This is a genomic window from Pseudomonas sp. S3E12 (genome assembly GCF_001702295.1).
Lineage (GTDB): Bacteria > Pseudomonadota > Gammaproteobacteria > Pseudomonadales > Pseudomonadaceae > Aquipseudomonas > Aquipseudomonas marginalis.
In genome coordinates this window covers 197,981-211,971 of record NZ_MBDT01000030.1, presented here as the reverse complement: position 1 = coordinate 211,971, position 13,991 = coordinate 197,981, and the positions used below count along the sequence as shown (strand labels likewise).

At 62.5% G+C, this 13,991-nt stretch carries 13 protein-coding genes; 9 read left to right on the top strand and 4 right to left on the bottom strand.

The annotated features are described in order from the left end of the window. Window positions 1-81: 81 nt before the first annotated feature. Window positions 82-2,982 carry an aminotransferase gene (locus tag BB029_RS24520; RefSeq protein ID WP_065941124.1) on the bottom strand — a complete coding sequence of 967 codons (2,901 nt, stop codon included), beginning with the start codon at window positions 2,980-2,982 and terminating at the stop codon, window positions 82-84. A gap of 146 nt (window positions 2,983-3,128) precedes the next feature. Here BB029_RS24520 and rfbB point away from each other — a divergent pair, with 146 nt between their 5' ends. Genes rfbB through BB029_RS24485 form a run of 7 tightly spaced genes read left to right on the top strand, consistent with a single transcriptional unit; the run spans window position 3,129 to window position 10,191 of the window. Further along, a complete protein-coding gene (gene rfbB / locus BB029_RS24515; RefSeq protein ID WP_065941123.1) occupies window positions 3,129-4,211 on the top strand; it encodes a dTDP-glucose 4,6-dehydratase in 1,083 nt (360 codons plus the stop codon). Beyond that, a complete protein-coding gene (gene rfbA / locus BB029_RS24510; RefSeq protein WP_065941122.1) occupies window positions 4,208-5,083 on the top strand; it encodes a glucose-1-phosphate thymidylyltransferase RfbA in 876 nt (291 codons plus the stop codon). The genes rfbB and rfbA overlap by 4 nt, the downstream gene beginning before the upstream one ends. Then, window positions 5,080-5,625, top strand: coding sequence for a dTDP-4-dehydrorhamnose 3,5-epimerase (gene rfbC, locus BB029_RS24505; protein WP_065941121.1), 546 nt, complete (start codon window positions 5,080-5,082; stop codon window positions 5,623-5,625). Before rfbA ends, rfbC begins: the two co-directional genes overlap by 4 nt. Beyond that, window positions 5,622-6,491 (top strand): dTDP-4-dehydrorhamnose reductase, encoded by an 870-nt coding sequence (gene rfbD / locus BB029_RS24500; protein ID WP_065941120.1) that lies wholly within the window; start codon window positions 5,622-5,624, stop codon window positions 6,489-6,491. The genes rfbC and rfbD overlap by 4 nt, the downstream gene beginning before the upstream one ends. Window positions 6,492-6,527: 36 nt before the next feature. Beyond that, entirely contained in the window at window positions 6,528-8,336 is a 1,809-nt protein-coding gene (locus BB029_RS24495; protein WP_065941119.1) for an ATP-binding protein, read from the top strand. Continuing rightward, a complete protein-coding gene (locus BB029_RS24490) occupies window positions 8,333-9,709 on the top strand; it encodes a sigma-54 dependent transcriptional regulator (RefSeq protein WP_065941118.1) in 1,377 nt (458 codons plus the stop codon). Before BB029_RS24495 ends, BB029_RS24490 begins: the two co-directional genes overlap by 4 nt. A gap of 26 nt (window positions 9,710-9,735) precedes the next feature. Further along, window positions 9,736-10,191, top strand: coding sequence for a YiiD C-terminal domain-containing protein (locus BB029_RS24485; RefSeq protein WP_065941144.1), 456 nt, complete (start codon window positions 9,736-9,738; stop codon window positions 10,189-10,191). A gap of 65 nt (window positions 10,192-10,256) precedes the next feature. Here the strand turns inward: BB029_RS24485 and cysQ are convergent, their stop codons facing one another. Then, window positions 10,257-11,093 (bottom strand): 3'(2'),5'-bisphosphate nucleotidase CysQ, encoded by an 837-nt coding sequence (gene cysQ / locus BB029_RS24480; protein ID WP_027605133.1) that lies wholly within the window; start codon window positions 11,091-11,093, stop codon window positions 10,257-10,259. Then, window positions 11,090-11,656, bottom strand: coding sequence for an ADP compounds hydrolase NudE (nudE, locus tag BB029_RS24475; RefSeq protein WP_065941117.1), 567 nt, complete (start codon window positions 11,654-11,656; stop codon window positions 11,090-11,092). Before nudE ends, cysQ begins: the two co-directional genes overlap by 4 nt. 87 nt (window positions 11,657-11,743) lie before the next feature. Between nudE and yrfG the strand changes: the two genes are divergently transcribed. Continuing rightward, window positions 11,744-12,406, top strand: a complete 663-nt coding sequence (gene yrfG / locus BB029_RS24470) for a GMP/IMP nucleotidase (protein ID WP_065941116.1) — start codon at window positions 11,744-11,746, stop codon at window positions 12,404-12,406. Window positions 12,407-12,452: 46 nt separating this feature from the next. Here yrfG and lysM read toward each other — a convergent pair whose 3' ends face one another. Next, window positions 12,453-12,893, bottom strand: a complete 441-nt coding sequence (gene lysM / locus BB029_RS24465) for a peptidoglycan-binding protein LysM (RefSeq protein ID WP_065941115.1) — start codon at window positions 12,891-12,893, stop codon at window positions 12,453-12,455. Window positions 12,894-13,025: 132 nt separating this feature from the next. Between lysM and BB029_RS24460 the strand changes: the two genes are divergently transcribed. Continuing rightward, window positions 13,026-13,913, top strand: coding sequence for a LysR family transcriptional regulator (locus BB029_RS24460; RefSeq protein ID WP_065941114.1), 888 nt, complete (start codon window positions 13,026-13,028; stop codon window positions 13,911-13,913). Window positions 13,914-13,991: the final 78 nt, after the last annotated feature.

The following is a 13,991-nucleotide window of genomic DNA, read 5'->3' as shown; positions in this document are numbered from 1 at the left end:
ACGGATAAAAATCGGCTTTAGAAGCGAACAAACAGCCTGGATGAAAAATATGACAGCCAATCACCGATAACAATCGATTATTTACAGTTGCTCATCCAGCACCATCGACAGCATGTCGACAAAGAAGTCCACGCTACGTTTGGAGGTCACCATCGGCGGCTTGATCTTGAGGATGTTCAAATAATCGCCAGTCGGCTGCATGAAAATCCCCAGCTCCCGCAAGCGATCACACAACAGGGTGGTCTCTTCGGTGGCGGGCTCCAGGGTTTGCCGGTCACGCACCAACTCCAGGCCCAGATAGAAACCGGAACCGTGAACCGCGCCCACCAGTGGATGACGGTCGATCAGTGCTTCCAGCCGCGCCTTGAAATGCCCGCCGACCACTTGGGCGTTTTCCCACAGTTTTTCTTCTTCCATCACATCCAGCACCGCCATGCCGATCCGGCAACTCACCGGGCTGCCCCCCGACGATGAGAAGAAATACCCCTCGGCCTCCAATGCTTCGGCGATCTCACGACGGGTGATCACCGCGCCAAGTGGCTGACCATTGCCCATGCCCTTGGCCATGGTGATGATGTCGGGCACCACACCCTGCTCTTCGAAGCCCCAGAAGAAATGCCCCATGCGGCCGTAACCCACCTGCACTTCATCGGCGATGCACACGCCGCCCTGGGCCCGCACCAACCCGTACACCTGCTGCAAATAACCCGGCGGCAAGGAGATACCACCGGCGTTGCCGTACACCGGCTCACAGATAAACCCGGCCAGTTGGCGCTTGCTCGCAGCGATTTTCGCCAGGTTGTGTTCCACGCTTCGTACGTAGTCCGGCGCACTGTCCTGCCCGCGGAACTCACCGCGATAGGTGTTCGGCGCAGTGACCGGGTGGACCCACTCCGGGCGGCTGCTCAGGGCCTGGGGGTTGTCGGCAATGGAGGTGGACACCGCATCCGCCGCCACCGACCAGCCGTGATAGGCCTCCAGCACACTGAGCATGTCGCGCCCACCGCTGTAAGCCCAGGCCAGGCGGATGGCCAGGTCGTTGGCCTCGGTGCCGCTGTTGACCAGGAACACCCGATCCATGCCCGGCGGCGCCAGCGCCAGCAAGCGCTCGGAAAATTCGGCAATGGCGGCATAGTGAAACCGCGAGTTGGTATTGAGCAGCGACCATTGCCGCGCCGCCACTGCCGCCATGCGCGGGTGGCCATGGCCTAGCACCGCGACGTTATTGAGCATGTCCAGGTAGGAACGGCCCTGCATATCGATCAGGTGGTTGCGCCAGCCGCGCTCGATGCGTGGCGGGTCGACGTAATAGTGCTTCTGCGAGCGGGCGAAACTGGCATCACGCCGGGCCAGCAGGGCGTGGGGGTCGAGTTCCGGTTCGGCATCGCAGGCCAGTCCCAGTAACCCCGCAGGCGAGGGGCACAAGGCTTGCCAGGCCAAGGCCCGGGACGGTGTACAAAACAGCGGCGGTTCGAGGTCGGCACGGCACAGTTGCACGGTCAGCGGCCCATGGACCTCACCGAGAACCTGCCCTTCCACCAGCAATGAACCGTGCTTCAACCGGGTGTCCACGCCCCACAACCGCACGCTCAGCTCCACACCTTGCACGCTCACAAGGCCATCGGCGTCCTGATGCAGCGTTCCGGCGAAAGGCGCCTCCAACACCGTGCCGTGGGGCAGATGCAGCTCTACGTGGAGGGGGAAAGTCTGCGGTTCGGTGGCACTGTCCGGGCAGGTACGCGACAGCCGATATTGGCCATAACGACTTGCCGCCAGCCCATGCACGGCCGCCGCCTGATCCAGCAGTTGCCGATCAATGCCGGGCAGTTCCCAGTTGCCGGCTTCGAAATGCGGGCTGAGCACACCCAGGTCGATCAGCGCGAACTCACGCCCCACCAGGCCCGGTAACAACGGCGCAAAGTCCTGGCTGGCAATCGACGGCAGCGTCTCACCGACACTGCCGAGAATCGCAGCCTCCATCAGTTCAAACGGCACCGACGTCGCCACATGGAAAATTTCCCACTCGTGTTCGGCGTTTTTCAACAGGTAAGTGTTGTCCGGATCCAGGCGTTGCTGCTGTTCGCTGCTTAATACCAACACTGCCGCACGGGCGACGATCAGCGGCCACAACGCCTGCAACTCCTCGCGCTGCAGTGGAGTCACGGCATGGCAGGCCCGGACCGCCGGCAGGATGGCAAACGGGTCGCCCTCGGCATGGTGCAACAGGGCCGCGCAGGTCACCGACAGGTCGGCAATCCGCCAGGTGTGCACCAGGTCGCCGAAATCGATGACGCCTTGCAGTTGCCAGTGCCGTTGCGCATCGCGCTGCCACACCACGTTGTCATCGGTGATGTCCATGTGCACCGCTTGCCAGGGCAGGCGGTCGGCCAGGGGGCGAATACGCTGCTCAACCTGCTCGGCCACCTGTTCCAGTGCGGCGCGGTGGGGCAGGTTTTCCAGGGTGGCCAACAGATGGGAGATCAGTTCCCGGGCATGGCGCGGGTCCCATTGCAGGGTGCGGTCCAGCCCTGGGTGCGAGAAATCAGCAAGCGCGAGGCTCATGCGCCCGCACAGGTCGCCGAAGCCTGCGATCACGTCGCGTCCCAAATGCGGCAGATGGGTCAACGGCTGGCCGTCGATATAGTCCAATAGCCGCACGTGCAGGGGCTGGCCATCGACCGTCACGCTCAGCAGCTCTTCACCGCTCAGGGCCTTGATGACCTTGGGCACCCGCACGCCCTGCAGGGTGTCGAGGGCCGCGTGCTGGGCCTGCAGCTCAATCGCCGCATAGTCGCCCCGGCAGATTTTCAGAACAAACCGACCGCGGGCACTGTCGATTTTGTAATTGAGGTCTTGCTGGCTGCCCAGTGATTGCAGGGTGCCCGTGAGGCCGTAGTGCTGCTCGAGCAATTGCGCTGCCTGGTCGGGGCCTACTTGCGGGCAGGGTAGACTGGCACGATGGATCAACGTGGCGAGCAGCATGGGGGATGACCTCGAATTTTTAGAGGTGTATATCGCCACTTTTCAGGGGGGTTACGCAACCCCCATACACATGCCGTCCTGCCCGTCACGCCAACACAGGCTATGCTGCACTCGCTAAACGTTCGTCTAAGGAAAGGGCCCCCGACATGCGCATTCTCATTACCGGTGGCGCCGGTTTTATCGGTTCTGCTTTGATACGTCACTTGATTCAGCATACTGAGCACGAAGTGCTCAACCTCGACAAGCTCACCTACGCCGGCAACCTGGAATCGCTGACCAGCATCGCGTCCAATAGCCGTTATGAATTCGTCCAGGCCGATATTATCGATCAGGCCACCGTCAGCGCCGTGCTCGCACGCTTTGAACCCCACGCGATAATGCACCTGGCCGCCGAGTCCCACGTCGACCGTTCGATTGACGGCCCGTCGGATTTTATCCAGACCAATATCGTCGGCACTTACAGCTTGCTGGAGGCCGCCCGTGGCTATTGGCAAACACTCGCCGAGCCAGAAAAACGTGCATTTCGCTTCCACCACATTTCCACCGACGAAGTCTACGGCGACCTCCACGGCGTAGACGACTTGTTCACCGAAACCACGCCCTACGCGCCCAGCTCGCCCTACTCGGCCAGCAAAGCCGCGTCCGACCACCTGGTCCGCGCCTGGCACCGCACGTACGGCCTGCCCGTGCTGCTGACCAACTGCTCCAACAACTACGGGCCTTTCCACTTCCCCGAGAAGTTGATCCCGCTGGTTATCCTCAACGCCCTCGCGGGCAAACCATTGCCGGTCTATGGTGATGGCTTGCAAGTGCGCGACTGGCTGTTTGTCGAAGACCATGCCCGGGCACTGCTCAGCGTCGTGACACACGGCGTGGTCGGCGAGACCTACAACATCGGCGGCCACAACGAACAGAAGAATATTGACGTAGTACGCAGCATCTGCACCCTGCTGGAGGGATTGGCACCGCAACATCCCCACGGAGTGGAGCAATACACCGACCTGATCACGTTCGTTAAGGATCGCCCAGGCCACGACCAACGCTACGCAATCGATGCAGGCAAGATCGAACGCGAACTGGGCTGGGTACCCGAAGAAACCTTTGAAACCGGGCTGCGCAAAACCGTGCAGTGGTACCTCGATAACCTGGAATGGTGCCGCAGGGTCCAGGACGGCAGTTATCAGGGTGAACGATTGGGCAATACCGACACGAGGGATCTGATCGCATGATGAAAGGAATCGTATTGGCCGGTGGCTCCGGCACTCGCCTGCACCCCATCACCCTGGGAGTGTCCAAACAGCTGTTACCGGTGTATGACAAGCCGATGATCTACTACCCGATCTCGGTGCTGATGCTGGCAGGCATCAAAGAGATCCTGGTGATTTCCACCCCGGCGGACTTACCGCAATACCGCAACCTGCTGGGCGATGGCAGCCAGTTTGGCGTCAGCTTCAGCTATGCAGAACAACCGCAGCCGGACGGCTTGGCACAAGCTTTTCTGATTGGCGAACAGTTCATCGGCAACAACCCCGTTTGCCTGATCCTGGGCGACAACATTTTCCACGGCCAGCGTTTCAGCGAGCAGTTGCATGCAGCGGTCAAGCGCGGCAAAGGCGCCACGGTATTTGGCTATTGGGTCAAGGATCCGCAGCGCTTCGGCGTGATCGACTTCGACAGCGAAGGCCGCGCCCTGTCCATCGAAGAAAAACCGACCACGCCCAAATCAAGCTATGCCGTCACCGGACTGTATTTCTACGACAACGACGTGATCAACATCGCTAAAGCCGTCAAACCCTCAGCCCGCGGCGAGCTGGAAATCACCGACATCAACAACGCCTATCTAGAGCGTGGAGACCTTCACGTCGAGCGCTTCGGCCGTGGCTTTGCCTGGCTCGACACCGGCACCCACGACAGCCTGCTGGAAGCCTCACAGTACGTGCAGACCATCGAACACCGTCAGGGCCTCAAAGTGGCGTGCCTCGAAGAAATAGCCTATGGCAACGGCTGGATCGACCGCGACCATCTGCTCGAACGCGCCAAATACTTCGGCAAGACCGGCTACGGTCAATACCTGTACACGTTGGCGGGAGGCAACCGGTGAACGTCGTTGACACCTCACTCCCCGGCGTACTGATCATCGAACCCAAGGTGTTCGGTGACGAGCGCGGTTTTTTCTACGAAAGCTTCAATGCTCGCGCCTTTGCAGCGGCCACCGGGCTCAAGCGCGAGTTTGTCCAGGACAACCACTCGCGCTCGCAAAAAGGCGTGCTGCGGGGCCTGCATTACCAACTGGAACACACCCAGGGCAAACTGGTGCGGGTTACCGCCGGTGAAGTGTTGGACGTGGCCGTGGACATCCGCCGCAGTTCGCCGAATTTCGGGCGATGGGTGGGCGTGCGTCTGTCGGCACAGAACCATCGCCAGTTGTGGGTGCCGGAAGGGTTCGCCCATGGCTTTGTGGTGTTGAGCGACTCCGCCGAGTTCTTGTACAAGACCACCGACTACTACCAGCCCAGTGCGGAACGCAGCATCCTGTGGAACGACCCGACGTTGGCCATCGACTGGCAACTGAGCGAACCGCCGCAACTGTCCGCCAAGGACCAGGCTGGAAAACTGCTGATGGACGCCGATCTATTCCCATGAAAATCCTGATCACCGGCCAACATGGCCAAGTCTCCCAGGCGCTGCAACAGCAGCTCCAAGGCCTGGGCGAACTGATTGTGCTCGGCCGCGAGCAACTCGATCTGGCCGACGCCGAGCGCATCCGCCAGCAGGTGCGCGCTCACCGCCCCGACCTGATCATCAACGCCGCCGCCCACACGGCCGTGGATCAGGCCGAAAGCGAAGCGGACCTCGCCTTCGCCATCAACGCCACCGCCCCCGGGATCCTCGCCGAGGAAGCCAAGGCCTTGGGCAGCCCGTTGATCCACTACTCCACCGACTACGTGTTCGACGGCAGCAAGCCTGGGCCCTACACCGAAGCAGATACGCCCAATCCCCTGGGCGTCTACGGCCAGAGCAAACTGGCGGGTGAACAGGCGATTGCCACAGTGGGAGGCCAGTACCTGATCCTGCGTACCAGTTGGGTCTACTCCAACCACGGCAAGAACTTCCTGCTGACCATGCAGCGCCTGCTGCAAGAAAAACCCCACCTGCGTATCGTCGCCGACCAGATCGGCGCGCCGACGTGGGCCGGGACCATTGCCGCCAGTACGCGCGCCCTGATCGAACGCTGGCAGGCGGGCAAGGCCGGGGAATGGGGCATCTACCACCTGACCGCCGAGGGTGAAACCTCGTGGTTCGGCTTTGCCCAGGCGATCGGCGAACACCTGCGCGCCAGTGGCCGCGCGTGTGCCGAACTGGAGGCGATCCCGTCCAGCGCCTACCCGACGCCTGCCCGGCGCCCGTTGAGCTCACGCCTCGATTGCAGCCACCTGCGCCAGCGATGGCACGTCAGTCAGCCCTTGTGGCAAGACGCATTGCGCGAGTGTCTTGCCGGGCAGCACTAGGCATAATGCGCCTGTACCCACAGGCGCACGACTCCCATGACTCCACCCCTTCCGCGAAGACCCCGCTGGCGCAGCCTTGCCCTGCTGGCCCTGTGCCTGGCACCGTTGCTGTGGCCGCTGGAGCACTTGGCCGAGCGTTACTATCGCAGCGAACTGGCCGGGCAAAACCGCCAGACCCTCGACCTGTACGTCGCCAACCTGCTGGGCACCCTGCATCGCTATGAAGTGCTGCCGCAGATCCTCGGCGACTTGCCGGCCTTGCGCACGGCACTGGGCGCGCCGCAGGTCAGCACCAACCTGGTCAACGCCAACCTGCTGCTCAAGGACGTCGCCGCCCAAGCCGGGGTCGAGGTGATGTACCTGATGGACACCACCGGCAAGACCCTCGCCGCGTCCAATTGGGACAAGCAGGACAGTTTTGTCGGGCGCAACTTCTCGTTCCGACCCTATTTCAGCGAAGCCATGGCCGGGCGCCTGGGGCGGTTCTTCGGGCTGGGCACCACCTCGGCCAAGCGCGGCTATTTCTTCGCCGCCGCCGTGCGCGATGGCGACACGATCATCGGCGTACTGGTGGTCAAGGTCGACCTGGACCACACCGAAAGCCTGTGGGGCAATACCCCGGAACAACTGCTGGTCACCGACCACAACGGCGTGGTGATCCTCACGTCGCGCCCGCAATGGCGCTTCCGTGCCACCCGGCCGCTGACCGCCGAAGAACGCCAGGCCATCATCGCTATCCAGCCCTACCCCACGCGCGACCCGCAACCCTTGAGCCTGAGCAGCAGCGCATGGCTGCGCCAATCCACCGCCATTGCCGAGACCGGCTGGAATGTGGAGATCCTTGCACCGCAATCCTTGATCAGCCGTCCGGTGCGCACGGTGGTCGCCGTGGGCGGCGCCACTCTGCTGGTGTTGATGCTGCTGCTGGGCCTGTTAATGCAACGCCGCCGCCACTACCTGGAACGCATCGCCTTCGAAGCCAAGGCCCGCCGCGAGCTGGAGATGCGCGTGGTCGAACGTACCAGCGATCTGGAAGGCCTGAACCGGCGCCTCAAACAGGAAGTGCTGGAGCGCGAACACGCCCAGCAGGAACTGGTGCGCGCCCAGGATGACCTGGTGCAGGCCGGCAAGCTGTCAGCGCTGGGCACCATGTCGGCGAGTATCAGCCACGAACTCAACCAACCCCTGGCGGCGATTCGCAGCTATGCGGAAAACGCCGAGATCCTGCTCGACCACGAGCGCACCAGCGATGCCCGGGGCAATCTCAAGCTGATCAGCGAACTGACCGGGCGCATGGCCTCGATCATCGCCCACCTGCGCGCCTTCGCCCGGCGCGACCGGCACGCGCCGGAGAGCGTGGCCCTGCAACCTGCCCTCGACGACGCCCTGGCACTCCTGGCCAAGCGGCGGCGCTCGATGGAAGTGGAACTGATCCGCGATTTGCCGGAAGCGACCCTGTGGGTGCAGGCCGGTGAAACCCGCCTGCGCCAGGTATTGGGCAACCTGCTGGCCAACGCCCTCGACGCCCTTACCGAAAAAGGCCCGCCGCGCAAACTGTGGCTGAGTGCCGAAACCACCGCCCAGGGCGTCAACCTGTACATTCGCGACAACGGCCCAGGTTTTTGCATGGAAGCCCTGGGCCGCGCCAGCGAACCGTTCTACACCACCAAGACCCGCACCCAGGGCTTGGGCCTGGGCCTGGCAATCTGTGACACCCTGATGCGTGCCTTTGGCGGCGAACTGCTGTTTGCCAACCACAAGGAAGGTGGCGCGCTGTTAACCTTGAAATTGCGTGCCGGCTCGCCGGGCGTCAGTCTGCAACCGTCCGAGGACCGCAGTGTATGAGTATCGATAACCAGATTCAGGTGGTGTTGATCGACGATGATCCGCACTTGCGTCAGGCCCTGTGCCAGACCCTGGACCTGGCCGGGCTGAACGTCCTGACCCTGGGCGAAGCCACCGGCCTCACCTCGCGCCTCTCGCGGGATTGGCCGGGCGTAGTGGTCAGCGACATCCGCATGCCCGGCATGGACGGCCTGGAGCTGCTGGCCGAGCTGCATGGCCAGGATCCGGACCTGCCGGTGCTGCTGATCACCGGCCACGGCGACGTGCCGCTGGCGGTGCAGGCCATGCGCGCGGGAGCCTATGACTTCCTCGAGAAACCCTTCGCCAGCGACGCCCTGCTCGACAGCGTGCGCCGCGCCCTGGCCCTGCGTCGGCTGGTGCTCGACAACCGCAGCCTGCGCCTGGCCCTGAGCGACCGCCAACAACTGAGCACCCGCCTGGTGGGGCACTCGCCACAGATGCTGCGCCTGCGCGAGCAGATCGGCGCCCTGGCCGCAACCCGCGCAGATGTGCTGATCCTCGGCGAAACCGGCGCCGGCAAGGAAGTGGTGGCCCGCGCGCTGCACGACCTGTCGAGCCGGCGCAGCGGGCCGTTTGTGGCGATCAATGCCGGGGCGTTGGCCGAGTCGGTGGTGGAGAGCGAACTGTTCGGCCATGAGCCCGGCGCCTTTACCGGCGCGCAGAAGCGGCGCATCGGCAAATTCGAATTCGCCAATGGCGGCACGTTGTTCCTGGATGAAATCGAAAGCATGAGCCTGGACGTACAGGTCAAGCTGCTGCGCCTGTTGCAGGAACGTGTGGTGGAACGCCTCGGCGGCAACCAGCTGATCCCGCTGGATATCCGCATCATCGCCGCCACCAAGGAAGACCTGCGCCAGGCCGCCGACCAGGGCCGCTTCCGCGCCGACTTGTACTATCGCCTCAACGTCGCGCCGTTGCGTATTCCGCCACTGCGCGAGCGCGGTGAAGATGCGTTGATGCTGTTCCAGCACTTCGCCGACGAAGCCAGCAGCCGCCATGGCCTGCCGTTGCATGAGCTGCAACCGGGCCAGCGTGCCCTGCTGTTGCGTCACAGCTGGCCGGGCAATGTGCGCGAATTGCAGAACGCTGCCGAGCGCTTTGCGTTGGGCCTGGAGCTGGCGCTGGACAGCACCCCGGACAACCCCGCCAGCAGCGTGCTGACTTCCACGCCGGGCGGCTTGAGCGAACAGGTCGAGCAGTTCGAAAAAAGCCTGATCGCCGCCGAATTGACCCGCCCCCACAGCTCCATGCGCAGCCTCGCAGAAGCCCTCGGCGTACCGCGCAAGACCCTGCACGACAAACTGCGCAAGCACGGCCTGAACTTCGCCAACCCAAGCACTGATGACGAATGACCCTGCCCACCCACCAAGAGGCCGCCATGAGCCGCGACAGCCATTACCTGGAATCCATCCTCCACCACGACATCCCCCTGACCCGCGAAATGGGCCTCAGGGTACTCGACTGGCAAGACGGGCAACTGCGGCTGCACCTGCCCCTGCACGCCAATATCAATCACAAGAGCACCATGTTCGGCGGCAGCCTCTACTGCGGAGCGGTGCTGGCGGGTTGGGGCTGGATGCACCTGCAACTGCGCGAGGAAGGGATTGAAGACGGGCATATCGTGATTCAGGAAGGGCAGATCAGCTATCCGCTGCCGGTGACGCACGACGCGACCGCCCTTTGCGCGGCACCGGAGGAGAAGGTGTGGAAGCGCTTTTTGGCGACCTACAGGCGCTATGGCCGGGCGCGGCTGGCGTTGGACACCTGGATCGTGAATGAGGGCAGTGAAGAGCGGGCCGTTACGTTTACCGGCCAATACGTCTTGCACCGCTAGAAGCCAATACACAAAAAAATGTGGGAGGGGGCTTGCTCCCTCCCACATTCAGATCGGCTGAGGTATTAAGAGCGGGCCAAGGTCAGCAAGCGCTCACGCCACGCCGCCTTCGCCGGCAACGCCAGGAAAAACGGATTCAGCAACGACGCCCGCGCCGGATAGCTGAACGGCTCGCCACTCAACTCCAGCACCTCGCCGCCCGCCCCTTCCAATACACCCTGCGCCGCCGCCGTATCCCACTGCGAAGTCGGCGCCAGGCGCGGGTAGCAATCGGCACTGCCCTCGGCCAACAGGCAGAACTTCAACGAACTGCCGATATTCGCCAGCTTCAACTCACCCAACCCTTCGCTCAAACCGTCCAGCAGGCGCTCTTGCTCGGGGCTGGTATGCCGGCGGCTGGCGACCACGGTAAACGCCTCACCCACTGCCGGCGCCTCGCGCACCTGGATCTGCCTGGGCGCTTCGTTCACGTCGGAACGCCACGCCCCCAGACCGGCACCACCGAAGTAGCAACGGCCACTGGTGGGCATGGACACCACGCCGAACACCACGCGGCCCTGTTCGACCAGGGCAATATTGACGGTGAATTCTTCGCTGCCGGCGATAAATTCCTTGGTGCCATCCAGCGGGTCCACCAGCCACCAGCGCTGCCAGCCGGCACGTACGCTTTGGTCAATGTCGGCGTCTTCTTCGGACAGCACCGGGATGCTCGGGTCCAATGCGGTTAGGCCCGCGAGAATCAGATGGTGAGCGGCCAGGTCGGCCGCCGTGACCGGCGAATCATCGGCCTTGGAGGTCACCGCCACATCGGCGCGCCAGTACGGCAGGATCACTTCACCCGCCTGGCGGGCCAACTCGATCACAGGGGCGATAAACGGGTGGCCTAAAAACAGTTCGCTCATGGGGTAAACGCTCCACGCTGAATCAACAAATCTCGTACCAGGTATAACGCCGCCAGGGCGCGGCCTTCGCTGAATTGCTCGTTTTGCGCAAGCTGCGACAGCTCGCGCAGGTTGACCCGGTCCACACGCATCGGCTCGGGCTCATCGCCTTCCAGGCGTTCTTCATAGAGTTGGGTGGCGAGCACCACCTGGATTTTCTGGCTCATGTAGCCAGGGGACAACGACAGCTCGGTAATGTGTTCCAACTGCCGTGCGCCGTAGCCGGCTTCTTCCTTGAGTTCACGGTCTGCCGCCGCCAGCACGTCTTCGCCGGGTTCGATCAGGCCCTTGGGCAACGACAGCTCATACTCATCGGTGCCGCCGCAGTACTCCTCAACCAGCAACGCATGATCTTCGTCGATCATCGCCACGATCATCACTGCGCCGTAGCCGGCACCGCGGCCCACCAGGCGCTCGTAGGTCCGTTCAACGCCATTGGAAAAGCGCAGTTGCACTTCCTCCACGCGGAACAAACGGCTACTGGCGACTATTTCGCGGGCGAGGACGGTGGGTTTCTGGCGCATAAGCGGCTCCTTGGCGTGATCGGGTTACTATACCGTGGCTTTTCCGATTGTCTGTGTCGGATATCTTTACTTACATGAGACCGCACCATGCCCTCTTTGCCCTGGCACGCCATCGACACCGTCCTGCTGGACATGGACGGCACCCTGCTCGACCTGCATTACGACAACCATTTCTGGATGGAACACCTGCCCCAGCGTTACGCCGAACTGCACGGGGTGAGCCGAGCCATGGCCGAGATGGAGTTGCAGCCTCTGTTCGAGCGTAACGCCGGACAGTTGCAATGGTATTGCCTGGATTTCTGGAGTGCGGAGCTGAACATCCCGGTGCGCGAACTCAAGCTGGAAACCGCCCACCTGATCGCCCTGCGCGCGGATGCCGATACCTTCCTGGCGGCGATCAAACGGGCAGGCAAGCGCGTGATCCTGATCACCAACGCCCATCGTGATTCGCTGTCATTGAAGTTGGAGCGCATTGAACTGGCGCCGTATTTCGAGCGATTGATCAGCTCCCACGACTACGGCTTCGCCAAGGAAAACCCACAGTTCTGGGATGCCTTGCAGGCTGACATCCAGTTCGATCCGGCTCGCAGCCTGTTTATCGACGACACCCTGCCGATCCTGCGCAGTGCCCAGGCGTTTGGCGTGGGGCATTTGCTGGCGGTGAAAGAACCGGACAGCAAAAAGGGGCCAAAGGACACGGCTGAGTTTGCAGCAGTCGGTGACTACCGCGATCTCATTGTCGGGCTCTGAACCCTGTGGGAGGGAGCAAGCCCCCTCCCACCTTTTCGCCCGTGTATTACTCAGGAATACGCAGCGTCTGCCCAGGGTAAATCTTGTCTGGATGGGACAACAGCGGCTTGTTGGCCTCGAAGATCTTGTTGTACAGGTTAGCGTTGCCGTACACCGTCAGGGAAATCGCGCTGAGGGTGTCACCCTTTTTCACCACGACGAAACGGGCGGCGGCCACTGCCGGACCGGTTACGGTGATCTGGTCATCCACACTGGCCACGCCTTGAATGTTACCCAGCGCCAGCAGAATCTTCTCTTTCTCTTCCTGGGTGGCGACTTCACCGGTCACGGTCACTTTGTCGCCATCCACCGTGGTCTGTACATTCGGATTCCCCAGACCCACCTTCGCTACGTGTTCCTTCAACTGCTCACTCGCGTTGGCATTACCCGGCGTCAACAGGTCGACAATCTTTTCGCCGGCGTCTTTGATAAAGCTGAAAATGCTCATAGTGCGCTCTCCTTGGTAGTTGATTTCCAGATGCCCAAGACTAGACCAGTCCGGCAGACTTGGGTTCCAGCCCGACCAAAGACGCAAACGCGCTAGAATCCCCCCGCCATTGGAATAAGCCCTGGAGCGAAGATGGACATCAAGCAGCTGAAATTCCTCATCGCCCTCGACGAGACCCGTCACTTCGGCCAGGCCGCGGCGCGTTGCCACATCACCCAGCCAACCCTGTCGATGCGCCTGCGCAGCCTTGAAGAAGAGCTGGACTTGCCGCTGGTCAATCGCGGCCAGCGTTTCGAAGGGTTCACCGCCCCCGGCGAGCGCGTGCTGGCCTGGGCACGCACGGTGCTGGCGGCCTATGACGGCTTGCAGGCCGAAGCCGCCGCCTGCCGTGGCAACCTGGTGGGTACGTTGCGCCTGGGCGTGGTGCCGTTGTCGAGCTTTGATCCGCTGGCGTTGATGCAACAACTGCACAAGGAGCATCCGAGCCTGCGCTTTGAGCTGTCGGCCCTCAGCTCCGAGCAGATCCTCGAACAGTTGGCGAGCAATCGCCTGGACCTGGGCGTGTCCTACCTCGACCGCCTGGACAACGAGCGCTTCGATTCCCTCGCCCTCGGCGAAACCCGCATGGGCCTGCTCTACGACCAGCGCTATTTCAGTTTTGGCGACAAGCCGCTGAGCTGGGAGGCATTGATCGAACTGCCCCTGGGCATGCTCACCAGTGGCATGCACTTCCGTCAGTCCATCGACCACAACTTCCACAGCCGGGGCCTGCACCCGCAGCCGCTGTTACAAACCGACGCCGTCCATCAGTTGTTACAAGCGGTGCATGGCGGACTCTGCTGCGCCGTCATGCCGTTGGACGGCGGCCTGGATGCCCTCACCGAACATTTGCGCCTGCAACCCATCGAAGACGCCCACACCCTGGCGCGCCTGGGCCTGATCATGCGGCGCAGCGCGCCGCGTTCGGCATTGGCAGAGGCGTGTTTCGCGCTGTTTCAGAAATCGCAAAAAGAGTCTTGATCGACGTCATCTATCGGTAGATCAGTACTGGCAATTAGACGCGACGCTTTGTCGCGCCTAGTCTAAACACTGATCAAT

Excerpts from the sequence above, each read along its gene's own strand:
- BB029_RS24520 (WP_065941124.1), bottom strand. The coding sequence starts at position 2,982 with ATGCTGCTCGCCACGTTGATCCATCGTGCCAGTCTACCCTGCCCGCAA.
- rfbB (WP_065941123.1), top strand. The coding sequence starts at position 3,129 with ATGCGCATTCTCATTACCGGTGGCGCCGGTTTTATCGGTTCTGCTTTG.
- rfbA (WP_065941122.1), top strand. The coding sequence starts at position 4,208 with ATGATGAAAGGAATCGTATTGGCCGGTGGCTCCGGCACTCGCCTGCAC.
- rfbD (WP_065941120.1), top strand. The coding sequence starts at position 5,622 with ATGAAAATCCTGATCACCGGCCAACATGGCCAAGTCTCCCAGGCGCTG.
- BB029_RS24495 (WP_065941119.1), top strand. The coding sequence starts at position 6,528 with ATGACTCCACCCCTTCCGCGAAGACCCCGCTGGCGCAGCCTTGCCCTG.
- BB029_RS24490 (WP_065941118.1), top strand. The coding sequence starts at position 8,333 with ATGAGTATCGATAACCAGATTCAGGTGGTGTTGATCGACGATGATCCG.
- BB029_RS24485 (WP_065941144.1), top strand. The coding sequence starts at position 9,736 with ATGAGCCGCGACAGCCATTACCTGGAATCCATCCTCCACCACGACATC.
- cysQ (WP_027605133.1), bottom strand. The coding sequence starts at position 11,093 with ATGAGCGAACTGTTTTTAGGCCACCCGTTTATCGCCCCTGTGATCGAG.
- nudE (WP_065941117.1), bottom strand. The coding sequence starts at position 11,656 with ATGCGCCAGAAACCCACCGTCCTCGCCCGCGAAATAGTCGCCAGTAGC.
- yrfG (WP_065941116.1), top strand. The coding sequence starts at position 11,744 with ATGCCCTCTTTGCCCTGGCACGCCATCGACACCGTCCTGCTGGACATG.
- lysM (WP_065941115.1), bottom strand. The coding sequence starts at position 12,893 with ATGAGCATTTTCAGCTTTATCAAAGACGCCGGCGAAAAGATTGTCGAC.
- BB029_RS24460 (WP_065941114.1), top strand. The coding sequence starts at position 13,026 with ATGGACATCAAGCAGCTGAAATTCCTCATCGCCCTCGACGAGACCCGT.